Consider the following 24,819-nt stretch of genomic DNA (forward strand, 5'->3'; position numbering starts at 1 on the left):
CCCGTCTACCGTTCCGCCGGTTGGATCAGCACCACGCCCTGGCCGTCCCACCGCAGGGAGAACGCCTCACCCGCGTCCTGACCGACCACCGTCCGCCAGGACACGTCGGTGACGAAGGACTGGTTGAGATTGCCGCGCGCCGCGACGAACGCGTCGGGGTCCACGATCAGCGGATACTGCGGCGAGACCTCGAGATGGATCAGCGGACCACCGGCCGACAGCAGCGCCACCTGGCCCTGCCCGGACACCGTGGTGGTGAACAACCCGTTGCCCGAGGACATCCCGCCCACTCCGGCGAAGCGCACGTCGGTGCGCAGATTGCCCGCGAAGGCGAGCAGCTGCTGCGACTCCACCTGCAAGGTCTCGTTGTTGAGGTTCACCACGGTGACGTTCTGGCCGTTGACGGCGAAGAACACCCGGCCGTTGCCCGCGCACTCCATCAGCGACAGCTTCTCGCCGGTGGCGCGGCGCTTGAGCCCGGCGAGCACGCCCTCACCGCCGCCGAACCCGGCCGATTTGAACTGGACATTGCCTTCGTAGGCCACCATCGAGCCAGCGATCGCGCGGATGCTCGTCCCCGCGAGATGCGCCTCGATCACCTTCTTCGACTGTTCGAACAATTGCGCCATGACCGGCCCTGATGCCCCTTCTCCGCTAGTGCGAGGTCACCCTAACCGATTCGGCGGAAACCCGCGCCTGCCCGGAGCGCGGACGCCACCGGCCGGTTTCTCGTAGAGTGACTACAAGACCACCGGCAAGCAATAACGACAAGCAGCAATTATCGACAAGAAGGGTCGAACTTGTCCGCAACACTCGCCAAGGGCCAGAACGGACCACTGGCCGTCAGTGACGTCGTGATCTCGCTCCAGCTCACGGCACCGGCCGATCTGTCCGCACTTCTCGTCACCGAGCAGGGCAAGGTCAGGACCGACGCAGATTTCGTGTTCTACAACCAGCCCAGCGGGCCGGGTGTCGATCTGCGCCCGGGTCCGGCGGGTCAGCCCGCCTCCCTGGCGGTTTCGCTGCCCTCGGTGCCCGCCGACATCGATCAGATCCGCGCCGTCATCACCCTCGACGACGCCAACAGCAACTTCGGCCGCTCCGCGCCGCCCACGGCGATCGTCTCCGACGCCGCCGGAAACCAGTTGTTCGAGTACCGGATCGAGGGGCTCAACTCCGAGTCGATCGTCATCGCGCTCGAGCTCTACCGTCGTCAGGGCAGCTGGAAGGTGCGCGCGGTCGGTCAGGGCTACGCCGGGGGATTCGCCGCGCTGGTCACCGATCACGGTGTGCAGGTGGACGATTCGCCCGCGCCCGCCGCCGCGCAGCCGGTCGCGCCGCCGCCTCCGCCGCAGGCGCCGCCCGCCTACCCGGCCCAGTCGGCGCCGAGCTACCCGCAGCAGGCCGCGCCCGCCTACGCGCCGCCCGGTGGTGGATACCCGCCGCCCGCGCCGCCGCAGCAGCCGCCCACCGGTGGTGGTTACCCGCCGCCGCCCGGTGCCGGATACCCGCCGCCCACCCAGGCCGCGCCGCCGCCCCCGCCGCAGCAGCCCTCCGGGGAGGTCAGCCTGAGCAAGAACGGGCCGGTCAGCCTGCAGAAGGGGCAGCGGGTCACGCTGCGCAAGGAGGGCGGCGCCGCGCTGACCTTCGTCAAGATGGGCCTCGGTTGGGACCCGGTGCAGACGCGCGGGATGTTCGGCAACCGCACCGTCGACATCGATCTCGACGCCTCGGTCTGCCTGTTCGCCGACAACAACCTCGTCGACGTGGCCTACTACGGCCAGCTCTCATCCAAGGACGGTTCGGTGCGCCACCAGGGCGACAACCTCACCGGCGAGGGCGACGGCGACGACGAGATGATCCTGGTCGACCTGACCCGCATCCCGGCGCACATCTCCACGCTGCTGTTCATCGTCACCTCCTACAAGGGTCACACCTTCGAGCAGGTGCAGAACGCCTTCTGCCGCCTGATCGACGGCGCCAACAACGGTGAGCTGGCCCGCTACACCCTCGCGGGCGGCATGCCGTTCACCGCGATGGCGATGGCCAAGGTGTACCGGGTGGGCGGGGACTGGAAGATGCAGGCGCTCGGCGAGGGCTTCCAGGCCAAGCACCCCGGCGAGGCCGTCCCGCAGCTCGGCCGGTTCCTGGGCGGGAACTGAACGATCGTGATCCACCTCGAGGCGGGGCAGAACATCGGGCTCACCGCCGATATCGTGCGTTTCACCGCGCGGACCGCGGGTGTCGTCGAACTCGGCGCGCTGGTGGTCGGCGAGGATCTGCGGGTCCGCGACGAACTCGACCATGTGAGCGCGGCCCGGCCCGCGGCGCCCGGCGTGCGCTTCACCGGTGACGCGGTGGAGCTCACGCTCGCGCAGGTCAGGGCCGAGGCCAACGCCGTGCTGCTCTACGTCGTCGCCGGGCGGGTGCTCGGTGACGTCACCGCGGCGCTGGCCGAGAACGGCAGTCCGGCAGCGGAATTCGTCAGCTCCCCCAGTGCGGGGGAGAGCGCGCTGATCTGCCTCGAGGTGTATCGGCGCGGCGGCGGCTGGAAGTTGCGCGCGCTCGGTCAGGGCTACGCCGGGGGCAGCGCGCAGCTGCTGAGCACCCACGGTGTGCCGGTGCCGGTGCCCGCGCAGGCCAGCGCACCCACGCAGACCGCACCGCGTCCGGCCGCCCCGCCCGCCTCGGGCATTCCGCTCGAGATCGACCACGGTCTGCAACGCATGTGGATGATCTTCGAGGACGCCGCCCGCTCGGCCGCCGCGCTGGTCTCGGCCCGCGACTACGCCACCAAGCGTCTCGACCAGGAGATGTCGGAGGCGGTGTCGAACCCGGCGACCCGCAACACCCCCGCCGCCGACGCCGCCAGGGCCGTCGCCCAGCGCAGGCACGACGAGCTGGTGGCCCTGGCCGACGCCGATCACCGGCGCGACAGCGACCAGCTCGGTCGTGAGATCGCCGAGGCCGACGCCGTGATGCCCGCCGCGCTGGCGTCCTGGCTGGCCCCGGCCTGGACCACCCGCGCCCAGCGCGCCGACGGCATCCGGCTCGGTGAGCTCTACGCGCTCGATCGCGGCGCGCTGCGGGTGCCGTATTGCGTTCCGGTGCCGCTGAATCGGCCGCTGTGGGTGGACACCGAGTCCACCGCCGCCGCGTCGCGGGTGGTCGGCGCGCTGGTGGCCCGACTGGTCGCGGCACTGCCCGACAAGCCGACCAGGGTGGACCTGATCGACCTCTCCGGTGGACTGCGCGGGCTGGCCGCGCCGTTGGCTCCGCTGCTGGCGGGGCCGGTGATCACCGACCACAGCGATATCTCCGCCCGCCTCGGCGAACTCGCCCACGCCGCCGAACTGGCCGAGATCGCCTACCACAGTGGACAGGTCACGCCGCCCGCCGAACACCGCGTCCTGGTGGCCGCCGACTTCCCGCACGGCTACCAGACCAGCGATGTGGTGCACCTGGGTCAGCTCATGGTGCGCGGCGATCTGATCGGGTTGTCGCTGGTGGTCGTCGGCAGTGGTGGCACCGAATTCGCCGATGGTCCGCTGGCGTTGCTCGCGCAGTCCTGTCGGCACCTGCCGACGATTCCCGGCACGCCGCTGTTCGACCCGTGGACCGGCAACCCGTGGGAACTCGACCTGGACATGCTGCCCGCCGAACCCGAACTGCAGGCCCGCTACCTGCGGATGTAGCTACTCCAGCATCGAGGCCGGGCGCGAACTGGTGCAGGCGTGCCGGGGGCGCAGGAACTCCGGCAGCCAGGCCAGCAGCGGGTCGGGGGCGCGGTCGAGGATGCCACCGGCGGGGTCGTCGACGAACTCGCGGCGGACCAGGTCGTCGCCGGGTTGCAGGATCTGGTGCACGATCAGCGCGCACAGGCCCAGCACCGCCAGATCGCGCAGCACCACAGTGCCGGTGAACCACTGTTCGGGCAGGCCCTTGGCGTCCTCGCCGAGGTAGTAGTACATGCGCGGCACCCAGACCAGCGCGTCGATCGTCATCCAGGCCAGCAGGATGCGCCGATGCGGCAGCGCGAGCACGGCCAGCGGCACCAGCCACAGCGAGTACTGCGGGCTCCACACCTTGTTGGTCAGCAGGAACGCGGCGACCACCAGGAAGCACAGTTGCGCCAGGCGCGGGCGGCGGGCGGCGGTCAGCGCGAGGTAGGCGATGGCGGCGCAGGCCAGGGCGAACAGCAGCAGCGAGACGGAGTTGAGGACCGTGGGCGGCTGGCCGTGGTCGAGTTGTCCGTCGAAACCGCCCCAGCCGGTGAACGAGGTGATCACGTTGTAGATCGAGTCGGGGTCGGCGTGCCGGGTGGTGTTGAGGCGGAAGAACTCTCGCCAGCCCTCGGGATAGAGCACCGCGATCGGCAGGTTCACCGCGATCCAGGTACCCACCGCGGCGCACACGGTGAGTGTGGCGGCACCGAGCGGGCGCAGCGCGAAAAGATGGGTGCGCGCGGGGGTTTCGCGCAGGTAGACGCGCAGCGAGTCCAGGCTGTCGATATCGCGCAGGCGCAGTCCGGCGCGCGCGGCGGGCTGACGCCGCATCGGATCGGTGCGCAGGCACAGCACCACGATGGGACCGAGCAGCAGCAGCGGATACAGCTTTGCCGCGCCACCGAGACCGAGCAGGATGCCAGCCAGCACCGGTTTGCGTCGGGCCCAGGCCAGCAGGCCGGTGGCCGCGAACGCCGTCGCCAGCGCGTCGAAGTTGGTGAAGGCGTGCACGATCACCAGCGGCGAGACCGCGATCAGCGCGGCATCCCAGACCCGCCGCCCGGCTAGTCGCGAGGAGGCCCACACGGTGATCAGCCAGCCCATCGACAGCCCCAGCGCGACGATGTTGAAGTACATCACCACCGACAGCGCGCCCGGCAGCGGCAGGTGGTTCCAGACATTGGCGATCTGCGCGGCCGCGTACTGGTAGAGGCCGGACAGCACCGGATACTCCATGTACCTGGTCTCGGTGCCGCCGTCGGGGGTCTTCTCGATCCAGAACTTCTTGTACGGGAAGGCGCCCTCGTCGAGGCGTTCGGCGCCGTAGAGCGGCACCGTGTCCGAGTAGCACATGGCCACGTACTGGCGGCCGTTGTTCCAGTCGAGCATCAGCCCGCCCGCGCCGTTGTCGGTCTGCTGGATGCAGCCCGCCTTGGTGAACCAGCCCAGCGCCAGGAACACCACGGTGAAGGCGAACATCACCCGCAGCGGCGTCCAGAACCGCACCCGGCCGATCAGCGCGTGCTCACCGACCGGGCCGCCGACCACGCTCGACAGCTGCGCCGTCAGCGAATCGTTGCGGCTGGGCCGGTCGCGCGCGTCGACCGAACGCAGGTCGGCGGCCAGCGTGGCGGGCGCGACATACCGCAGCGCACGGCCCGGCGGGTTACCACTGGAAGCCGGGGGTTCCGTGAGTTGCTGGTCGGTCACGACATTCGAGGCTACCGGTGACTATCGCGAACGGGTCGGTGTGGCTCCCGCGCCGCTGCTCTCGTCGTCGTTGTTGCCGCCCGCGCCCGGCCTGGTGGTCGGGGTGGTGCCGCCGGGCGAGCCGCCGTCCGGGGGCGCCACCGGCTGACCGGGCAGCGGTCCGGCGCCGGTGGTCTCCGGTGTCTGCTGCGACTGCGGCGTCGCGGGCTGCTGCTGCACGCCGGGCACCGGGATGCGCACGCCGGGGAAGATCTCCACCTCGGAGGGCACGATCACCGGCGGGGCGAAGGTCGGGGCGGTGGTGGAGGGCGCGGTGTAGGGCGCCGACCACTCCGGCACACCGGCCTGGCCCTTGATCGGGGCGGGCTTGGGGAACGACTCGTTGCTCGTCCCCGAGAGCGCGCCGTCCATCGTGGACTTCCAGATGTCGGAGGGCAGACCCGAACCGTAGATGCTGCCGCCGCCGTAGTTGCGCAGCGGATCGCCCTGCTCGGTACCGACCCACACCGCGGTGGACAGCGACGGGGTGTAGCCGACCATCCAGGCGTCGCGGTTGTTGCCGGTGTCACCGAGCTGGTGGGTACCGGTCTTGGCCGCCGACTCCCGGCCACCGGCCAGGTTGTGGTTGCGCGAGTAGGCCGCGATCGGCTTCATCGCGGCGGTGACGTTGTCGGCCACGGCCGCGCTCACCCGCTGCTCACCGGCGGGCTCGCCGCGGTCGAGCAGCACCTGACCGTCGGCGGTCACCACGCGCTGCACGAAGTGCGGGGCGTGGTAGATGCCGGAGGCGGCCAGCGTGGCGTAGGCGGAGGCCATGTCCAGCGGGCGGGTCTGGTACTGACCCAGCACGATGCCGTTGTTCGGACCGGCGCCGCCCGGCTCGGTCAGCGTCTCGCCGATGCCCGGCAGTTCCTCGGGAATGCCCAGCTTGTAGGCCATTTCGCGGATCTTCTGCGGACCGCCCTGCATGTCGAGCTGCATGCGGTAGAAGCTGGTGTTCAGCGAGCGCTTGAGCGCCTCGGCGATGGTGCACATGCCACACGACTCGCCCTCGACATTGCCGATCTCGATGCCGTTGACGGTGATCGGCGAGCTGTCGTAGAGCTGCGAGAGCGGGATGCCCTGCTCGAGGTTGGCGGCCAGGCCGATCACCTTGAACGAGGAGCCGGTCGGCAGACCGGCATTGGCGAAGTCGAAGCCCTGGCCGTCGTTGCCGCCGTAGTAGGCGCGCACGGCACCGCTGCGCGGGTCGACCGAGACCACCGCGGTGCGCAGGTTCTCCGGCTCGCCCTCGAGGTTCTTCTGGGCGGCGTTGACCGCCGCCTCCTGCGCCTTCGGGTCGATCGTGGTGGTGATCTGCAGGCCCTCGGTGTTGAGCTGCTGCTCGCTGATGCCCGCGGCCGAGAGCTCCTTGAGCACCTGGTTCTTCACCAGGCCGCCCGGACCCTCGTCCTCGTCGCCCTCGTTGAGCGAGGCCAGCGTGACCACCTGCGGGTACTGCATCGAGGCCCGCTCGCCGGGGGCCAGGTTGTTGCCGCTGACCATGCCGTCGAGCACATAGTTCCAGCGCGCCTTGGCGCCGTCGGGGTTCTTCTCCGGGTCCAGCAGCGAGGGCAGCTGGATGGTCGCGGCCAGCACCGCGCCCTCGGACACGGTCAGTTCCTGCACCGGCTTGCCGAAGTAGGCCTTGGCGGCGGCGTCGATGCCATAGGCGCCGCGGCCGAAGTAGATGGTGTTGAGGTAGGCGGCGAGGATGTCTTCCTTGCTCCACTGGCGGGCCATCTTGGCCGAGATCACCAGCTCGTGCATCTTGCGCGTCATCGACCGCTCGTCACCGACCAGCGCGTTCTTCACGTACTGCTGGGTGATGGTCGAACCACCACCGGCGCTCTCCTTGCCCAGGACGTTGTCGCGGGCGGCGCGCGCGAAGCCCGACACCGAGAAGCCGGGGTTGGTGTAGAAGTCGCGGTCCTCGGCGGCGATCACGGCGTTGCGCACGTGCGGCGGGATCTGATCGATCGACACCTCGGTGCGGTTGCCCTGCGGCGGAACCACCTTGCTGATCTCGGTGGTGCCATCGGCGGCATAGATCATGGCGACCTGGTTGGTCTCCAGATCGCCCGGCTTGGGCACCGACACCGCCGTGTAGGCGACCAGGAACACCGCGCTCGGCACGACGATGGCCAGCGCCATCAGGACATACATGGTCCGGCGCACGCCCCGCCAGGGGAACTTCTTCTTGGTCACCGAACCATCACTACCGGAGCCGTCGTCGCCCCCGCCGTCGCGGCGGTTGCGCGGACCGGTCGGCGGCGGGGTGCCGCCGGTGCCGGTGGCCCGGCGCTCGCCGGTGGTGGGGCCGCCGGGGCGGCGTCCGGCACCGGGCCGGGCGGTACCGGCCGCACCGGCACGGGTGGTGCGGTTCACATCGTCGGCGCCGTCGCGCACGGCGCGGCCCGCACCGGTCTGCCCGGCGCGCACGGTCGGTTCGTCGGGTGTGCCCGGACGCGGAAGTTTCTGGGTGGCACCGGCCGCGGGCACGCCACCGGGACGACCCGGCTGCCTGCCCGGCCCCTGCGGACCGTTCGGCCGCGGCGCCCCGACACGCTGGGTCGGTCCGCTCTGCGGACCGTTCACGCGCTGGGTCGGCCCGCTCGCCGGACCACCGGCGCGCTGGGTGGGGTCGCCGCCACGCGGGGGCGGGCCGCCCTGGGGACCACCCGGACGCTGCGGCGGCGGACCCGGCCGACGTGGCGGCTGGCCACCCGGCGGCGGTCCCTGTTGCCGATTCGGCGGCGGACCGCCCTGCGGACCGCGTCCACCCGGCACCGGTCCCCGCGCGCCCGGTCCGGGAGCGCCCTGGCCGGGTCCGCCTTGGCGCGGCCCGTTGGGCGGCATCGGCCGACGCGGCGGCTGACCCGACTGAGGGGGGAGACCCGATTGCGCGTCCCGCGCCGGACGGCCGCCGCGCGGATCGTCACCGAAGGGGGAGGGCTCGTAGGGCGAACTCACTGACCAGATCTCCATAACTTGTAAGGTTCAACCGGCACACGACATCCGCGCCGGAGAACCGGCGCGGATACCTTGCACCCTGAACAGCAGTGCCTCACGGGGGTGGCGCTGTCACTCGGCGACAGAACGCCGCCCCGCTCGCGAACTCGTCCGACGCCGGGTCGGCGCGGGCGCCGATCCGAGCACATACGACTGCACCAGGTGGTTCCAGCTGCACGAGCGGCACACCTCGACGACATGCACCGAGAACTCCTCGTTCGACTCCGCCATCCTGATCAGTTCCTCCGGGGTCCGAGCCGACCCGGCCGCCTGGCCGAGTCCGTCACCGAACACCCAGGAAACCAAGGTCAGTTGCTCTTTCCGGCAGATCGGGCAGGTGACCTCACTGCCCCGGCCGTGGAACTTGGCGGCCCGGAGCAGGTAGGGATTCGCGTCGCACACCTCGGCGACGCCCACCCGTCCCGCGTAGACGTCGGCCAGCAGCGACCTGCGCCGGAGCGCATAGTCGACCACCTGCCGCTGAATTCGCACGATCACCAGAGTAGCGGGGTTTGAATCGGGCGGTAGTGGGCACCGCATCATCGGCCCGCCGACCGTTCCGCGGGCCCCCGGACGTTTCCGCAGGTGGGAGATACCAGGGCAACGGCTGATTCCGGGCCGACCCACGCACCGTCGATTCCGCGCCGCGGGCGCGTGATATCGATCGCGCACCGGTGTCGACCGTGCTTGACGCCGCCAGCGACCCCCGCGTCGCCGCGGTGCCCGCGCGCGACCGCCTCACCAGCCAGGACGCAGTGATGTGCGTCATTCGGCTATGCCCTGTTATATCGCTCCGATATAGTTGGTACTCGCATCCATCGGTTAGGTCTGTTCGGTCTGTCGGGCCGACATAGTGCAGGGAGTGAGGTCGGCAGTGCTCGAATTGGCGATTCTCGGCCTGCTCCTGGACGCGCCCATGCACGGTTACGAGCTGCGCAAGCGGCTGACGGGCCTGCTCGGTGCGTTCCGGGCCTTCTCCTACGGGTCGCTCTACCCCACGCTGCGCAGAATGCAGTCCGACGGGTTGATCGCCGAGGAGATTCCGGAGGGCGCGACCGCGCGCCGTGCGCGCCGCGTCTACCGGCTGACGCCGGTCGGGCGGGAACGGTTCAACGAACTCCTCGCCGACACCGGTCCGCAGAACTACACCGATGACGGCTTCGGCGTTCACCTCGCCTTCTTCAGCCGCACTCCTGCCGAGGCAAGGATGCGGATTCTCGAGGGCAGGCGACGTCAGGTCGAGGAGCGCCGAGAGGGGCTGCGCGAGGCGATCAAACGGGCTTCGGGCTCGCTGGATCGCTACACGAGCCAGCTCCACCAGCTCGGATTGGAATCAAGCGAGCGCGAAGTGCGCTGGCTCAACGAGTTGATTGCGGCGGAGCAATCGACGAAGGCGGCACCACAGAAAGAGGGAAAGAGCGGCCATGAGTGATGTCAACAAGGTTGGGTCCGGCGAAGTTCGCGTCGCGATCGTCGGTGTGGGCAACTGCGCGTCGTCGCTGGTGCAGGGCGTGCAGTACTACAAGGACGCCGACGAGAACTCGACCGTTCCCGGCCTCATGCACGTCAAGTTCGGTCCCTATCACGTCAAGGACGTGAAGTTCGTCGCCGCGTTCGATGTCGACGCCAAGAAGGTCGGTTTCGACCTGGCCGAGGCGATCTTCGCCAGCGAGAACAACACCATCAAGATCTCCGATGTGCCGCCGACCGACGTGACGGTCCAGCGTGGCCCGACCCTCGACGGCATCGGCAAGTACTACGCGCAGACCATCGAGCAGTCCGAGGCCCCGGCGGTCGACGTCGTCAAGGCTCTGAAGGACGCCCAGGTCGACGTGCTCGTCTCCTACCTGCCCGTGGGTTCGGAAGAGGCGGACAAGTTCTACGCCCAGTGCGCCATCGACGCGAACGTGGCCTTCGTCAACGCGCTGCCGGTGTTCATCGCCTCCGACCCGGTCTGGGCGCAGAAGTTCGTCGACGCCGGTGTCCCGATCGTCGGCGACGACATCAAGTCCCAGGTCGGCGCGACCATCACCCACCGCGTGATGGCCAAGCTGTTCGAGGACCGCGGCGTGGTGCTGGATCGCACCTACCAGCTCAATGTCGGCGGCAACATGGACTTCAAGAACATGCTCGAGCGTGATCGCCTGGAGTCCAAGAAGGTCTCCAAGACCCAGGCCGTCACCTCGAACCTCACCGGTTCGCTGGCGGGCAAGGTGCACGACCGCAACGTCCACATCGGCCCCTCGGACTACGTGGAGTGGCTCGACGACCGCAAGTGGGCCTACGTGCGCCTCGAGGGCCGCGCCTTCGGTGACGCCCCGCTGAACCTGGAGTACAAGCTCGAGGTGTGGGACTCGCCGAACTCGGCGGGCATCATCATCGACGCCGTCCGCGCCGCCAAGATCGCCAAGGACCGCGGCATCGGCGGACCCGTCATCCCGGCCTCGGCCTACCTGATGAAGTCCCCGCCGGAGCAGATCGCCGACGACGTCGCCCGCACCCAGCTCGAAGCCTTCATCATCGGCGCCGAGTAGGACGTACGACGAGGGCCGGGCCCCACGGAATCCGTGGGGCCCGGCCCTTTTCGGTCACTCAGTCCAGCGAGACGTACACCTCGACGCTGGTCGGCCCGGTGTAGCGCTCGAGTTCGGCGGTGTGCGAGCGGGTGATGGTGCCCGCGTTCTCCGCCTTGATCACCTGGGCCCACGCGGTGCGCAGCAGGTCGTAGGGCTTGTCCGAGACGACGAACTTGGCGTAGCGGCCCGCGGGGACGCGGGTGAGCACGTCGCCGTCGTCGATGTCGTCGAGGCCCTCGACCTCGTAGCCCAGGACCGCGACGGCGTGGTCGTTCTGGCCGATGTAGGCGGCCGCGCGCGGCACGGTCTTCTCCCGCGAGAGGTAGCGGTCCCAGGTGAAGTTCACCAGGTCCAGGTCGCGGGCGGTCACCTCGCGACCGGCCAGCGGCACGGTGAGGCCCGCGATCAGCCCGTCGTCGAGGGTGACGATCTCGAAATCCACAGACATGGCTATTCGCCGCCCTTCTCGCCGTTCAGCGACACGAAGATCTCCACCGAGTGGTCGTCGGGGTACAGCTCGTAGTCCCCGGCGTAGGCGCGGTCGAACTCCCCGGCCGCCTCGGCGTCCCAGATCTGGCGCCACAGCGCGACGATCACGTCGCCCCGGTTCTCGCCGCTGGCGGCGAAGCGCGCGTAGCGGCCCGCCGGGATGCGGGCGAGCACGTCACCGACCTGCAGGTCCGCGAGGGTCTTGCACTCGTAGCCGACGATATGGGTCAGGTAGGAGTTGATCTCCGCGGCGAAGTCGACGTACCCGGTCGCGACCGGTCCCGGTAACTGCGGACGCGCCAGCAGATGCCGCCACGCCTCCACCACTTTGGCTCGCCGCGGACCCTCGACGGCGAGCGCCGGGCTGCGGAGCACCGTGCCCGCGATCAGCGTCTCGGGACGGTCAACGACATTGAAATCCACCTGCGTAGCCCCTATGTCTAGTCTCGTCGTCGCTCGAGCGCGTCCATCTTCCCGCATCGCTACGACAGGTTCCGCGCCGGGCTCGTTCGCGCTCTGGCCAACGATGTTGCCATGTCCGCGCAAGCGCGGGGTCCCGGTGGCCAATCCGTGATCTACCGGCCCCCGCCGCCGAGGCCGGGGAAGAGTTCGCCCGGCTGCGTCGGCTGCGGCGCGGGCGGAATGATGATCACCGGCGCCGGGGTACGCGGGGCGCTCGTGGGCGGGTCGAACAGGCCGGGAGTCGAGGTCGGCGGGGTCACCGGGTCGGTGAGGCCCGGTCCGGCCGCCGGTGGGGTGATGATCAGCGGCGGCGGACTGCGCCTGCTGGTCGGCGGATTGAGGATGTCGTAGTCGCCCCCGCCGCGGGTGGGCGCGGGCCCGACCGGATTGCCCAGCGGCGGTACCTCGAACTGTTCGATCGGCGTACCGGCCAGGGCGGTGTCCATCACCTGTTTCCAGATGTCGGAGGGCAGTCCCGACCCGTAGATCGCGCCGCCACCGCCGGTGCGCAGCGGCTGCGGCTGCTCGGTGCCCACCCACACCGCCGTCGACAGCGACGGCGTGTAGCCGATCATCCAGGCGTCCTTGTTGTCCTTGCTCTCGCCGAGCTGGGTGGTGCCGGTCTTGGCCGCCGACGGCCTGCCCTCGGCCAGCCCGTGCCCGTTGGAGTAGTTGGCGATGGGCAGCATGGCCTGGGTGGTGTTGTCGGCGATGCTCGCCGGAATGCGCTGCTCGGGCTCGGGCACCGAGCGCCCCACCCCGTAGTCCGCGCCGCGATCCAGCAGCACCGTGCCGTCACCCTTGGTGACCCGCTGGACGAAGTACGGCTGCCGGTAGACCCCCCGATCGGCCAGCGTCGCGTACGCCGAGGCCATGTCGATCGCGCGAACCTGATACTGGCCCAACACGATTCCGTTCAGCGGCGGTCCGCCCGCCTCGGTGAGCGTCTCGTGGTCGAGGCCGGGGATGGTCTCCGGGATCCCGGCCAGGTGGGCGGCCTGGGCGATCGAGCGCGGCCCGTCGGCCATGGTCATGGTGAGCCGGTAGAAGCTGGTGTTCAGCGAGCGCTTGAGCGCCTCGGTGAGCGGGCACTGCCCGCAGGAATCACCGCTGTCGTTGGTGATCTCGGTGCCCCGGTCGCGAATCGGGGAACTGTCGATCGCCCTGGTCACCGGGATGCCCTGCTGCTGGGCGGCGACGAGCGCGAAGACCTTGAACGAGGAACCGGTCTGCAACGGCGCCTGCGCGAAATCGAAACCGGTGCCGTCCTCGCCGCCGTAATAGGCCCGCACCGCGCCGCTGCGCGGATCGATCGACACCACCGCGGCGCGCAGTTCCGGCGGCTGCCAGGACAGGCGTTCGCGCACCGAGTCGACCGCGCCCGCCTGGGCGGCGGCGTCGATGGTGGTGGTGATCTGCAGTGCGCCGGTGTTGATGTCGGCGTCGGTGAGTCCGGCGGCGCGCAGTTCGCGCAGCACCTGGGTGCGGATGTGGCCCTCGGGGCCGAGCGCGGCGGGTTCGGCGGGCAGGTCGGCCAGCGGCAGGATCTCCGGGAACTCGGTGGCGTCGCGGTCGCCCGGAGCGAGCACGTTCATCTCCACCATGCCGTCGAGGACGTACTGCCAGCGCGCCCGCAGCTGGTCGACGTGGGTTTCCGGATCGAGTACCGAGGGCGAGCGGATCACCGCCGCCAGCACCGCGCCCTCGGCCAGGGTCAGCTCCGGCACCGGTTTGCCGAAGTACGCCTTGGCCGCCGCCGCGATGCCGTAGGCGCCGCGCCCGAAATAGATGGTGTTGAGGTAGGCGGCGAGGATGTCCTCCTTGCTCCACTGCCGCGCCATCTTCGCCGCGATGATCAACTCGCGCATCTTGCGGGTGACGGTGCGTTCCGAGCTCAGGAAGGCGTTCTTCACGTACTGCTGGGTGATCGTGGAACCGCCGCCCGCGTTGTCGTTGCCCAGCACGTTGTCGCGGGCCGCGCGCAGGAAGCCGCTGGTGGAGTAGCCGGGGTTGGTGTAGAAATTGCGGTCCTCGGCCGCGAGCACCGCGTCGCGCACCGGAATCGGCACGTCGGTCAGCGGGATCGGGATCCGATTGCCTTTGGGCGGAATGAATTTGGTGAGCTCGGTGGTGCCGTCGGAGGCCAGCACGGTGGCCGGTTGTTCCACGGCGACCTCGGCGGGTTCCGGGATCTCCGCACTCCAGTAGATCGCCGCGAACAGCAGCGTCGGCACACAGAAGAAGATGATGAACAGCGCCAGCAGCAGCCGTCGGATGCGTTGCGCCCTGGTCCGTCGCGGCCGTGGGGCGGGTCGCGGATCGTCGTCGTAGGGATCGACCGAGGCCAGCCGGGCGGCTTGCGCGCGCCGAGCGGCCCCTTTGCGTGGCTGGCCGCGCGCTGCACCGTCGGAGGCCACGACCATCCCCTTCCCGCGCGAGGAGAACACCCACCTGCCTAGCGATGCAGGCGACTCTACCCGGCGCGGGCCGCCGAACCCGGGAACCGGGAGGGGGCGGCCGCCGAGCCGCCCGCCCCGCCTCAGCTCTTGACGCCGCCCGCGGTGAGCCCGGAGATGATCCGGCGCTGGAAGATCAACACCATGATCACCAGCGGCACCGTGACGATCACGCCCGCCGCCATGATCGCCGCGTACGGCTGCACCAGCGGGTCGTTGCCGGAGAAACTCGCGATCGCCACCGTCACCGGCCGGGTGTCCTCACCGGAGAGCAGCCGCGCCAGCAGGTACTCGTTGACCGCGGCGATGAACGCCAGGATCGCGGTGGTGAACACCGCGGGCGCGGCCAGCGGCAGCATGATCAGCCGGAACGCCTGCGCCTTGCTCGCCCCGTCGATGCGCGCGGCTTCCTCCAGCTCCCACGGCAGTTCGGCGAAGAACGAGGCCAGGATGTAGACCGTCATCGGCAGCACGAAGGAGATGTTCGGGATGATCATCGCCTGGTACTCGCCGATCCAGCCCAGATCGGTGAACAGCTGGAACAGCGGCGTCACCAGCACCACGGCCGGGAACATCGACGCCGACAGGATCAGCCCCGACACCAGGTACTTGCCCGCGAAGGTCATCCGCGCCAGCGCGTAGGCGGCCAGCACACCGAGCACCAGCGCGATCGCGGTGGTCGCCGACCCGATGATGACGCTGTTGAGCAGCGCCTTGCCGAAATCGTTGCCGCGGCTGGTGTCGAAGGCGTTGCGGAAGTTCTCCAGCGTCAGGTGGGTGGGCCAGGGCGTGGAGTCGAAGGTGTGCGCCGGATCGCGGAAGGCGACCACGGTCATCCAGTAGAACGGCCCGAGGCCCCACACCAGCACGATCAGCACGCCCAGATACATCCGGACAGTCCCGAGGCGCTGGCGCCACGAGGTCGGCCGCACCGCGACCTGTTCGCGCGCCGCGGCGGGCTCTTTGGTCATCGAGATGCTCATCAGTTCGCCTTCCGCTGTTCTTCCTGGGTGCGAACAGCGTTGGCGCCCAGCACCTTCACCAGCACGAACGCGATGGCGAAGACCAACAGGAAGGTGATCGTGGACAGCGCGGCCGCGCTGTTGGGGCCCTGCCGGACCTGATCGACCACCAGGATCGACAGCGTGCTCGTGGCCGGGTTGGAACCGGTCATGATCGCGGGCAGGTCGTACATGCGCAGCGCGTCCATGGTCCGGAACAGCACCGCGACCAGCAGCGCGGGCTTGAGCAGCGGCAGCGTGATGTGCACGAACCGCTGCCAGGCCGACGCGCCGTCGACCTTGGCCGCCTCGTACACGTCGTTCGGGATCACCTGCAGACCCGCCAGGATCAGCAGCGCCATGAACGGCGTGGTCTTCCAGACGTCGGCGAAGATCACCGCGAACCGCGCGGCCCACGGGTCCGAGGTCCACAGGATGTGGGTGCCGAGAATCCGGTTCACCACACCGTCGTACTGGAACATGAACTCCCACAGCCGCGCGGTGACGGCGGTCGGAATCGCCCACGGGATCAGCACCGCGGCGCGCAGCAGCGCCCGACCGCGGAAGGTCTTGCCCATCACGATGGCCATGCCGAGACCGAGCACGGCCTCCAGCGACACGGTCACCACCGTGAAGAACAGCGTGACCCCGACCGCGGCCCAGAACTGCGAACCCAGCGTGCCGGTCGGGCACGACTCGGTACCCATCAGGGTGGTGCACTGCTGCAGCAGCCAGTGCGTGTAGTTGCTCAGCCCGGCGCTGCCGCCCTCGACGAACATGCCGGTGGCCGGGTCGATTCCGGCGTCCTTCTGAAAGGACATCCAGAGCGCCTGGAACACCGGATACCCGATGACCACCGCCAGTGCCACCAGCACCGGCGCGACGAACAGCCATGCCTTGCCGGATCGTCGCAGTTCCAGCGCAAGCCCGCGCTGCTTGGCTCCCGAAGGATCCGACACCGTTAACTACTCTCCTACGGTCTGGTCGGGTCCGCTGCCTGCGCTACGAACCGGAACCTGCGGTCTCGATTCCCTTTTGCATTCCGGCCACCGCGTCGTCGACCGACTTCGTGCCGTTCAGGGCAGCATAGGCGTTGTCCTGGATGGCCTTCGACACCGCGGGATAGAACGGAGTCACCGGACGCGGCACCGCGCTGGCGATGGATTCCTTGAGCGCGGGCAGGTACGGCATCTTGGCGATCAGGGCCGGGTCGTCATAGAGCGAGGCGCGCACCGGGGGCAGCGCGCCGGAGGCGATGATCTGCTGGGCCTCTTCGCTGATCAGGAAGCGCACGAAGTCCGCGGCGGTGGCCTTGTTCTTGGAGAACGCGCTGATCGCGGCGTTGTAGCCGCCGAGGGTCGAGGCGCCGACACCGGTGTTGCCGGGCAGCGGAGCCACGCCGAACTTGTCCTTCACCGTGGAGGAATCGGCGTTGGCCTGGGCGTAGAGGTAGGGCCAGTTGCGCAGGAACAGCAGCTTGCCGGACTCGAACGCGCTGGCGCTCTCACCCTCCTTGAAGGTGATCGCTTCCTTGGGGATGTCACCGTTCTTGTAGGCGTCGACCAGGACCTTCAGGCCCGCCTTCGACTCCGGGCTGTTCACGGTGGGGGTCTTGCCGTCGGCGCCGACGAAGCTGCCGCCGTAGGCGTTGATGATCTCGGCGGTGTTCACCGTCAGGCCCTCGTAGGGGAACAGCTGACCGGCGTAGCAGCCGATGTTGTTCTCGCGCGCCACCGGGCACTGACCGAGCATCTCGCTCCAGGTCTTCGGCGGGTTGGGCACCAGGTCCTTGCGGTAGTACAGCAGGCCACCGTTGGTGTTCTTCGGCGCCGCGTACAGCTTGCCGTTGTAGGTGGCGCTGGCCACGGTCGGCGCGAGCAGCGGCGCGGTGTCGATCGCGAAGCTGTCCTCGAGCGGCTGGATCCAGCCCTTGGCCGCGAACTCGGCGGTATTCGGCACATCGAGGGCGACCACGTCGTAGCCGTCCTGCTTGGCGCGGAAGTGCTCAGCGAGGTCGTCGTGCTGCTGAGTGCCGTCGGCCGACTGCTCCTTGAACGTCACCTGCTCGTCCGGGTGCGCGGCGTTCCAGCGATCGATGAGCTGACGCACCACACCGGTCTCGGTGGTGTCCTTGCCCTCGACGTAGGTGATCGGCCCGCGACCGGTCAGATTCTGGCCCAGCGCGTTGCCCCCGTTGTCGCTGGAACAGGCTGTCGCGAACGACGCGGTCAGCAAGGCGATCGAGGCAGCGGCCATCGCCGCTCGGGGGACAAACTTCAAGGCCATCGCAGACACTCCAGGGTCGAGACAGTGAGCAGCAGCACACCGGCAGGTGCAACAGGCAACATACAGTATCTCTGGCGGCGCGGGCGCCGCGTTGTTCGCGGCCCCTGGGGGGCCGACGAACAGGTGCCGGTGCTTGCTCCTTCGTCGCGTACGCACCGGCACCTGTTCGTCGGCCCGGCCGCGAACCGCCGACTTTGTCGGCGGACCCTCCTCGAGGTCGGGTCGTGCGGGGCTGGGTTTTCGTGGGAGTCGTGACTCCGGGGTCGACCGGTGGCTTGGTCGCGAATCGTGCTGTTTCCCGCAGTGCTGAGTCGTCGGTGGGCGTGGCTCACGGGGCGGCCACGTGGCATCGTCGTGACGAACCATCGGCTTCGTTGTCGGTGCCGTGTTCTATGGTCGGGCGGTGACCAGTTCGCCGCCTTCTCCCGATCGGATGCTCACCCGCATCGGTGGTTTGCTGCGCAAGGCCGAGTCCACCGACAACGCGCACGAGGCGGAGGCGTTTCTGGCGGCGGCGCAGCGGCTGGCGACCAAGTCCTCGATCGATCTGGCGGTGGCGCGGTCGCATGTCGGCCAGCGGGAGCGCAGGTCGGCGCCGGTGCAGCGGATCATTCCGATCGGGGAGCCGGGGCGCAAGGGGCTGCGGACCTATGTGCAGCTGTTCGTCGCCATCGCGACGGCCAATGACGTGCGCTGCGATGTCGCCCGCAGCTCCGCCCAGGTCTACGCCTACGGCTTCGCCGCCGATATCGACACCTGCGAGGCGCTCTACGCGAGCCTGCTGATCCAGATGGTGCGGGCCTCGGATCACTACATCAAATCCGGTGCCTATCGCGAGGCCACGGTGGTCAAGGTGGTCACCGAGAAGCGTCTCGGCCGCACCGTCCGGCGCAAGGTCGAGGCCCCGGTGGCCGGGGTGACCGCGCGGTTGAACTTCCAGATGGCCTTCGCGGCGCGCATCGGCGCCCGCCTGGCCGAGGTGAAGGCCGAGGTCGTCGCGGAGGAGTCCGCCGCCGTCTCCACCGGCACGGCCCTGGCCCTGCGTGACAAAGAAGTAGCCCTCACCGACTTCTACACCGCCACCTCCGAGGCCCGCGGCACCTGGCGCGGCCCGCAGACCTCCACCGGCCATTCCGCCGCCGCCCGGCGTGCGGGCGATCGGGCGGGTCGATCGGCGCGGCTGGGCCCGTCACCGGAACTGCCCGCCGCCCGAGCCCGCCTCACCGAAGGATGAGTCTCCTGCTCGGAGGCCCCACCCGGGCCGTTCCGTCGCCCCGGCGTGGGCAGGTCCGGCGTGAGACGTGGTGGCGGTGAGCGATCCGACGCGGCGCCGGGATGCCCAGCGCGCCAAGGTCTATAACGCTGAGCAGTTGGTGCGCGGTGTCTTCGATCGCGCGCAGGAGTTCGGTCACCGCACGGTCGAGGTCTACGGTTCGCACCTGACACTGCCGGTCGAGCGGCGATTCGCCTCGATCGACTCGGTGCGGTCCTACGCGGACAAAGTGCTGGCGCTGAATTGGGTTCGCGCCCACTGGGAGCGCGCCGCCCACCCGATCCACGTCCGGGCCCGTGCGGGTTCGACGGCCGCCCACTACGAGCCGACCTCTGCCGTCCTGGCGGTACCGCCGCCCACCGGCGCGAGCGCCTGGGCACTGCGCGAACTCGTGATCCTGCACGAAATCGCCCATCACCTGTCCACTGACCCCGCCGAAGCCCCCCACGGCCCCGAATTCTGCACCCGCTACCTGGAATTGGCCGACGGCGTCATCGGCCCCGAAGCGGCCCTCCTCCTCCGCGCCACCTTCGCGGGCTGCGGCGTTCGCTTCAGCTGAACTCGAACAGCCGATCACCACGCACTGGTGGCGTGGTGATCGGCTCTCCGATAACGATCAGTCCTCGGCGACGCGGACGTCGACCTGGATATTGCCCCGGGTGGCGTTGGAGTACGGGCACACCTGGTGGGCCTGGTCGGCGAGGGTCTGGGCCTCGTCGCGGGACAGGTGCGGCAGCGAGATCTCCAGGGTGACGGCGAGTTCGAAACCGCCCTGGTCGTTCGGGCCGATCGAAACCTGCGCGCCGACAGCCGAATCCGCGATGTTCGCGCCCGCCTTCTTGCCGACCAGCCGCAGCGCGGAGTGGAAGCAGGCCGCGTAACCGGCGGCGAAGAGCTGTTCGGGGTTGGTGCCCGCGCCGTCGCCACCCATCTCCTTCGGCGGGGCGAGCACCACGTCGAGCTTGCCGTCGGTGGTGCGGGCGGTGCCGGTGCGGCCTTCGCCGCTGGCCAGGGCTTCGGCGGTGTAGAGGACCTGCATGGAAGCTCTCATTTCTCTGTGAGGGTGTCGGTGAGTTTGCGCAGCAGTGCGCGCAGGGCGACGACCTCGTCGCCGGTCAGCCCGGCGACCTCGGCCATCTCGGCCGGAATCCGGCACGCCTCGGCGCGCACGGCCCGGCCGCGTTCGGTGAGCACGATGTCGACGCGCCGCTCGTCGTCGGCCGCCCGCCTGCGCTCGACGTATCCCGTCGCCTCCAGTCGCTTGAGCAGCGGCGACAGGGTCCCCGAGTCCAGATCGAGCGCCGCCCCGAGCTCGCCGACGCTGCGTGCGTCGCGCTCCCAGAGCGCGAGCATCACCAGATATTGCGGATAGGTCAGCCCGAGCCGTTCCAGCTTCGGGCGGTAGACCGCCGTCATCGCCCGCGAGGCCGCGTAGAGCGGGAAGCACAGCTGCTCGTCGAGGGTGAGTCCGTCGGTCATGCCAGAACCATAGCGCACAATTAAGTTGTGCACAACCATTCACGCGACCCGAGGCGCCTTACGACGCGAAGAGCGTCCTACTCCTCGTCGAGCAGCGCGCTCACTCGCTCATAGCGCCGCAACCACCAGTCGACCCGCTCGCGATCCGGGTGCCGGAACTTCTCCATGAGCGCCGGATCAGGCTCCGGCGGCGCGGTCGGCACCGGCAACCACCCGTCCACCGGCAGCAGCGACTCCGCCACGAGATCACCCTCGAACAACGCGAGAGTGCCCAGGCCACAGGCCAATTCGAGATCCGGCAGCACCCCCGCCAGTGCCAGCTGCGCGGAAAGCCCCACGCTGGTCTCCAACGCCGAGGACACCACCGTCGGCAACCCCGCCGCCTGCGCCACCGCGGCCGCCCGCCGCACCCCACCCAGCGGCGTGCATTTGAGCACCGCCACATCCGCCGCCCCGGCCACCGCCACCCGCAGCGGGTCCTCGGCCCGCCGGATCGACTCGTCCGCCGCGATCGGCACCGTCACCCGTTGCCGCACCAGCGCCAGTTCCTCGACCGTCGCGCACGGCTGCTCCACGTACTGCAATCCCCCCGCCGCCCGGTCGAGCTCCCCGATACACCGCACCGCCGTGGCCACATCCCACACCGCGTTGGCGTCGACCCGAATCGCCCCGTCCCCGATCGCCTCCCGCACCGCCGCCACCCGCGCCAGATCCTCACCCAGCGAATCCGGATGATCGGCGACCTTCACCTTTGCCGTCGCACACCCCGATTCCCGCACGATCCGCGCCGCCCGCACCGGATCGACCGCGGGCACAGTGCAATTCACCGCCACCCGATCCCGCACCGGCGCTGGCCACCCCACCTCCGCCTGCTCCACCGCGGTGGCCAACCACCCCGTCGCCTCCCGATCCCCATACTCCGGAAAAGCGCAGAACTCCCCCCACCCCACCCGCCCCCGAACCAGCATCCCCTCCCGCACGGTGATCCCCCGAAACCGCGTACGCAACGGAATCGCATAAACGAACGTATCGGCGCCCATTCCGGCGAGCCTAGTGTCACCCGGTGCGCGGCAGCCCGGGGCAGACGTCGCACACCGCCAGCAGCCGCCGGAACTCCGGTATCGGCTGCGCTAGCTATCATCGACTCAAGTCAGAAATGGGTATGATGTCCGGTATGGCAGCCGTGATGGAAGGACCCCTGGCCGATCTGAACCGGTGGAACGCCGAGGGCTGTTCCATCGCGCGGGCCATGGACCTGATCGGCACCCGCTCGGCGATGCTCATCCTGCGCGAGGCGTACTACGGCACCCGCCGCTTCGACGGCTTCGCGCGCCGCGTCGGCATCACCGACGCCGCCGCGGCCAATCAGCTCCGCAAACTCACCGCCGCCGGACTCCTGGAGAAGCGCCCCTACCAGGAGGAAGGCAAGCGCACCCGGCACGAATACGTGCTCACCACGATGGGCCGCGACCTGCTGCCCGCCGTGGTCGCACTGTGGCAATGGGGCGACACCTATCTACAGCCCGGCCCGCCGCCGCTGCTGCGCGTGGACGCCGAGACCGGCGAGCCGGTCACCGTCGACCTGCGCACCACCGACGGCAAACCGGTCGACCTCGAGCAGCTGACGGTGCGCGTCAACCAGGACTACCTGCGCGCCCGCGAACGCGCCGACAGCTGAGGCCACGGCCCGCGGCGCGAGACCGCGGGCCGCGCCCACTCAGCGCAGGCGGCTGCCGTTCTCGGGGTGGAAGAAGTACACGTGCTCGGGGTCGGCGATGAGTTCGAGCTGCTCGCCCTTGGCCGGAGGGTTGCGCCAATCCACCCGCGCCACAATCGATTCCCCGGTCTGCCCGCTCGCGTCCTGCGACACCGCGCGCCCGTAGACGTAGGCGTCGGAGCCGAGCTCCTCGACCACGTCCACCTCCATCCGCAGCCCGCCGGAGCCCACCTCGAGGTGCTCCGGACGGATACCGAGCACCACCGAGCCCTCGGCCGCGTCGACCGCCGCGCGCGGCACCTGGACCGGGTATCCGCCGATGGTGACGGTGCCGTCGGTCACCGGCAGCGTGAACAGGTTCATCGCGGGCGAGCCCATGAATCCGGCCACGAACATGTTGGCCGGGTCGCGGTAGAGATCGCGCGGCGAGGCGCACTGCTGCAGCAGCCCGTCCTTGAGCACCGCCACCCGGTCGCCCATGGTCATCGCCTCGACCTGGTCGTGGGTCACGTACACCGTCGTGGTGCCGAGGCGGCGCTGGAGCTGGGCGATCTGGGTGCGGGTCTGCACGCGCAGCTTGGCGTCGAGGTTCGACAGCGGCTCGTCCATCAGGAACACCTGGGGCTGGCGCACGATCGCGCGACCCATCGCCACCCGCTGGCGCTGGCCGCCCGAGAGCGCCTTGGGCTTGCGGTCCAGGTACTGCTCGAGATCGAGCAGCTTGGCCGCCTCGAGCACCCGCGCGTCGCGCTCGGCCTTGGCCACCTTGGCCAGCTTCAACGCGAAACCCATGTTCTCCGCCACCGACATGTGCGGGTAGAGCGCGTAATTCTGGAACACCATCGCGATGTCGCGATCCTTGGGTTCGGCGTCGGTCACGTCGTCCGCGCCGATGAGGATGCGCCCACCGTTGACCTCCTCGAGGCCCGCCAGCATGCGCAGCGAGGTGGATTTGCCGCAGCCCGACGGGCCGACGAGAACGAGGAACTCGCCGTCGGCGATCTCCAGGTCGAGTGCGTCGACGGCGGGTCGGTGCGCACCGGCATAGAGCCGGGTGGCGCGGTCGAAGGTCACGGTAGCCATGCGTAGATCAGTCATCCCATCCCGGCAGGAACGTGCCGGACGATCCGAGAACAGGGTCGCCAGGGATGGTAGCGGCCGACCGGAGGCACTGCCCGTTTCCGGGTAGCCTCGAACCCATGAGTCGACGCGTCCGAATCGGAGTCCAGCTGCAACCCCAGCACGCCGCCGACTACGGCCGCATCCGCGACGCGGTGCTACGCGCCGAGGACGCCGGGGTCGACATCGTCTTCAACTGGGACCACTTCTTCCCGCTCACCGGCGACCCGAACGGCCCGCATTTCGAATGCTGGACCATGCTCGGCGCCTGGGCCGAACAGACCGAGCGCGTCGAGCTCGGCGCGCTGGTCACCGGCGGCGGCTACCGCAATCCCGACCTGCTCGCCGACATGGCCCGCACGGTCGACCACATCAGCGGCGGCCGACTCATCCTCGGCATCGGCGCGGGCTGGTTCGAACGCGACTACGACGAATACGGCTACGAGTTCGGCACCCCCGGCACCCGACTGAACCTGTTGAAGGACAGCCTCGCCCGCATCTCCACCCGCCTGGGCAAGCTGAATCCCCCTCCGCTGCGCCAGATCCCGATCCTCATCGGTGGCAAGGGCGAGCGCAAGACCCTGCGCCTGGTCGCCGAATACGCCGACATCTGGCATTCCTTCTCCGACGTCGAATCGCTGGCCCACCGCAACCAGGTCCTGGCCGCGCACGCCGCCGACGCGGGCACCGACGAGTCTCGCATCGAACGCTCGGTGCAGTGGCTGGGCCGCACCGAGGCCGACGCCCTGCACGCCGCGGGCGTCAGCCTGTTCACCGTCGGCGTTTCCGGCCCCGACTACGACCTCACCACCGTCCGCGAGGCCATCGACTGGCGCGACGAGGTCAACCCCGAACTCCTCGAGGGCCTCGCCTGAGCTAGTCGTATTCGAGCCAGCTCTCGCGCTGGAAGTACTCGTCGTCGGCGTCGTCGTCCTCGGCGGTCGGGGCGGAGTGCGTCGCCGGGCTGGTGTTCCAGCCGTGTTCGACGGGTCGTCCCTGCCCGGCGGTGCTCCACCCGTGCTCGCCAGGCTGCGCCGCGCTGTGCTGGGCGGCCGTTGACGGCGGCACCTGCCCGAGCGCGTCGACGTACTCCTCGCGCCGGGCGCGCAGCCGAGGGTCGTTCTCCAGCCGGGCCACCGCGTCGATCACCGCCGCGCGGGACTCGGCCAACGCCGCCGCGTGCAGGCGGACGATCGTGGCGACGAGCGTGTCCGGGTCGAGCCGCCGCGCCGCGTCGGTGAGCTGGACCGACTCCAACGTGCCGTCCGCGCCCACCCGCACCGAGGCGATATTCCCCGTGGCCGAGGCGTCGGCGGGCCGGTGCAAACCCGTGTGCAGACGCCCGATATCGGCGTCGAGTGGGTCGAGCGCGCCGGTCATGTGATGCCTCCCCTGGTCGATCATCGCGTTCCGCAATGCCATCTATAGATGGCATCGACGGGCAGATGCAATCTATAGTTGGCATCGTCGAGAGC

23 protein-coding genes are annotated in these 24,819 nt (G+C 69.6%); 8 read left to right on the top strand and 15 right to left on the bottom strand.

The window, feature by feature from the left end; translation table 11 throughout:
• Nucleotides 1–5: 5 nt before the first annotated feature.
• Nucleotides 6–629, bottom strand: a complete 624-nt coding sequence (locus tag QC180_RS03250) for an AIM24 family protein (RefSeq protein ID WP_278261031.1) — start codon at nt 627–629, stop codon at nt 6–8.
• A 171-nt stretch (nt 630–800) separates the two neighbouring features.
• Here QC180_RS03250 and QC180_RS03255 point away from each other — a divergent pair, with 171 nt between their 5' ends.
• Together QC180_RS03255 and QC180_RS03260 are read left to right on the top strand one after the other, a co-directional pair.
• On the top strand, nt 801–2,162 hold the full coding sequence (locus QC180_RS03255) for a TerD family protein (RefSeq protein ID WP_278261032.1): 1,362 nt from the start codon (nt 801–803) through the stop codon (nt 2,160–2,162).
• Between the two features lie 6 nt (nt 2,163–2,168).
• A complete protein-coding gene (locus QC180_RS03260; RefSeq protein ID WP_278261033.1) occupies nt 2,169–3,695 on the top strand; it encodes a TerD family protein in 1,527 nt (508 codons plus the stop codon).
• Here the strand turns inward: QC180_RS03260 and QC180_RS03265 are convergent, their stop codons facing one another.
• The 3 genes from QC180_RS03265 to QC180_RS03275 all read right to left on the bottom strand — a co-directional run bounded on the left by QC180_RS03265 (nt 3,696) and on the right by QC180_RS03275 (nt 8,978).
• Nucleotides 3,696–5,375: a glycosyltransferase family 87 protein gene (locus QC180_RS03265; protein WP_278261196.1), complete on the bottom strand. Its 1,680-nt coding sequence runs from the start codon at nt 5,373–5,375 to the stop codon at nt 3,696–3,698.
• An 81-nt stretch (nt 5,376–5,456) separates the two neighbouring features.
• On the bottom strand, nt 5,457–7,640 hold the full coding sequence (locus QC180_RS03270; RefSeq protein ID WP_278261197.1) for a transglycosylase domain-containing protein: 2,184 nt from the start codon (nt 7,638–7,640) through the stop codon (nt 5,457–5,459).
• Nucleotides 7,641–8,558: 918 nt separating this feature from the next.
• On the bottom strand, nt 8,559–8,978 hold the full coding sequence (locus QC180_RS03275) for a DUF5318 domain-containing protein (protein ID WP_278261034.1): 420 nt from the start codon (nt 8,976–8,978) through the stop codon (nt 8,559–8,561).
• Between the two features lie 382 nt (nt 8,979–9,360).
• Here QC180_RS03275 and QC180_RS03280 point away from each other — a divergent pair, with 382 nt between their 5' ends.
• Both QC180_RS03280 and QC180_RS03285 read left to right on the top strand, forming a co-directional pair.
• Nucleotides 9,361–9,918, top strand: coding sequence for a PadR family transcriptional regulator (locus tag QC180_RS03280; RefSeq protein WP_278261035.1), 558 nt, complete (start codon nt 9,361–9,363; stop codon nt 9,916–9,918).
• Nucleotides 9,911–11,020 carry an inositol-3-phosphate synthase gene (locus QC180_RS03285; protein WP_278261036.1) on the top strand — a complete coding sequence of 370 codons (1,110 nt, stop codon included), beginning with the start codon at nt 9,911–9,913 and terminating at the stop codon, nt 11,018–11,020. Before QC180_RS03280 ends, QC180_RS03285 begins: the two co-directional genes overlap by 8 nt.
• A 58-nt stretch (nt 11,021–11,078) precedes the next feature.
• Here QC180_RS03285 and QC180_RS03290 read toward each other — a convergent pair whose 3' ends face one another.
• The 6 genes from QC180_RS03290 to QC180_RS03315 all read right to left on the bottom strand — a co-directional run bounded on the left by QC180_RS03290 (nt 11,079) and on the right by QC180_RS03315 (nt 17,756).
• Nucleotides 11,079–11,510, bottom strand: coding sequence for a GyrI-like domain-containing protein (locus QC180_RS03290; RefSeq protein WP_278261037.1), 432 nt, complete (start codon nt 11,508–11,510; stop codon nt 11,079–11,081).
• Between the two features lie 2 nt (nt 11,511–11,512).
• Nucleotides 11,513–11,974 carry a GyrI-like domain-containing protein gene (locus QC180_RS03295; protein ID WP_278261038.1) on the bottom strand — a complete coding sequence of 154 codons (462 nt, stop codon included), beginning with the start codon at nt 11,972–11,974 and terminating at the stop codon, nt 11,513–11,515.
• 152 nt (nt 11,975–12,126) lie between these two features.
• Nucleotides 12,127–14,436, bottom strand: a complete 2,310-nt coding sequence (locus QC180_RS03300; RefSeq protein WP_474646387.1) for a transglycosylase domain-containing protein — start codon at nt 14,434–14,436, stop codon at nt 12,127–12,129.
• A 116-nt stretch (nt 14,437–14,552) separates the two neighbouring features.
• On the bottom strand, nt 14,553–15,359 hold the full coding sequence (locus QC180_RS03305; RefSeq protein WP_278261199.1) for a carbohydrate ABC transporter permease: 807 nt from the start codon (nt 15,357–15,359) through the stop codon (nt 14,553–14,555).
• Between the two features lie 92 nt (nt 15,360–15,451).
• The gene (locus QC180_RS03310; protein ID WP_278261039.1) at nt 15,452–16,429 is read right to left on the bottom strand and encodes a carbohydrate ABC transporter permease; all 978 of its coding nucleotides are present in this window, start codon (nt 16,427–16,429) and stop codon (nt 15,452–15,454) included.
• Nucleotides 16,430–16,472: 43 nt separating this feature from the next.
• Nucleotides 16,473–17,756, bottom strand: coding sequence for an ABC transporter substrate-binding protein (locus QC180_RS03315; RefSeq protein ID WP_278261040.1), 1,284 nt, complete (start codon nt 17,754–17,756; stop codon nt 16,473–16,475).
• Nucleotides 17,757–18,189: 433 nt separating this feature from the next.
• Between QC180_RS03315 and QC180_RS03320 the strand changes: the two genes are divergently transcribed.
• Nucleotides 18,190–18,990, top strand: a complete 801-nt coding sequence (locus tag QC180_RS03320) for a DUF2786 domain-containing protein (protein ID WP_278261200.1) — start codon at nt 18,190–18,192, stop codon at nt 18,988–18,990.
• A gap of 70 nt (nt 18,991–19,060) precedes the next feature.
• Nucleotides 19,061–19,588 (top strand): TIGR04338 family metallohydrolase, encoded by a 528-nt coding sequence (locus QC180_RS03325; protein ID WP_278261041.1) that lies wholly within the window; start codon nt 19,061–19,063, stop codon nt 19,586–19,588.
• A gap of 57 nt (nt 19,589–19,645) precedes the next feature.
• Here QC180_RS03325 and QC180_RS03330 read toward each other — a convergent pair whose 3' ends face one another.
• The 3 genes from QC180_RS03330 to QC180_RS03340 form a co-directional block, all read right to left on the bottom strand.
• Nucleotides 19,646–20,068 carry an organic hydroperoxide resistance protein gene (locus QC180_RS03330; RefSeq protein ID WP_278261201.1) on the bottom strand — a complete coding sequence of 141 codons (423 nt, stop codon included), beginning with the start codon at nt 20,066–20,068 and terminating at the stop codon, nt 19,646–19,648.
• An 8-nt stretch (nt 20,069–20,076) separates the two neighbouring features.
• Nucleotides 20,077–20,508, bottom strand: a complete 432-nt coding sequence (locus QC180_RS03335; RefSeq protein WP_278261042.1) for a MarR family winged helix-turn-helix transcriptional regulator — start codon at nt 20,506–20,508, stop codon at nt 20,077–20,079.
• Nucleotides 20,509–20,585: 77 nt separating this feature from the next.
• Nucleotides 20,586–21,548: an o-succinylbenzoate synthase gene (locus QC180_RS03340; RefSeq protein WP_278261043.1), complete on the bottom strand. Its 963-nt coding sequence runs from the start codon at nt 21,546–21,548 to the stop codon at nt 20,586–20,588.
• 134 nt (nt 21,549–21,682) lie between these two features.
• Between QC180_RS03340 and QC180_RS03345 the strand changes: the two genes are divergently transcribed.
• Entirely contained in the window at nt 21,683–22,186 is a 504-nt protein-coding gene (locus QC180_RS03345; RefSeq protein ID WP_278261044.1) for a winged helix-turn-helix transcriptional regulator, read from the top strand.
• A 39-nt stretch (nt 22,187–22,225) separates the two neighbouring features.
• Here the strand turns inward: QC180_RS03345 and QC180_RS03350 are convergent, their stop codons facing one another.
• Nucleotides 22,226–23,308 carry an ABC transporter ATP-binding protein gene (locus QC180_RS03350; RefSeq protein ID WP_278261045.1) on the bottom strand — a complete coding sequence of 361 codons (1,083 nt, stop codon included), beginning with the start codon at nt 23,306–23,308 and terminating at the stop codon, nt 22,226–22,228.
• Between the two features lie 116 nt (nt 23,309–23,424).
• Between QC180_RS03350 and QC180_RS03355 the strand changes: the two genes are divergently transcribed.
• Nucleotides 23,425–24,219 carry an LLM class F420-dependent oxidoreductase gene (locus tag QC180_RS03355; RefSeq protein ID WP_278261046.1) on the top strand — a complete coding sequence of 265 codons (795 nt, stop codon included), beginning with the start codon at nt 23,425–23,427 and terminating at the stop codon, nt 24,217–24,219.
• A 1-nt stretch (nt 24,220) separates the two neighbouring features.
• On the opposite strand, the gene QC180_RS03360 is transcribed toward QC180_RS03355, so the two are convergent.
• Nucleotides 24,221–24,766, bottom strand: a complete 546-nt coding sequence (locus tag QC180_RS03360; protein ID WP_278261047.1) for a hypothetical protein — start codon at nt 24,764–24,766, stop codon at nt 24,221–24,223.
• Between the last annotated feature and the right edge of the window lie 53 nt (nt 24,767–24,819).

This window comes from Nocardia anocheti, assembly GCF_029675105.1.
In the GTDB taxonomy this organism is placed as follows: domain Bacteria; phylum Actinomycetota; class Actinomycetes; order Mycobacteriales; family Mycobacteriaceae; genus Nocardia.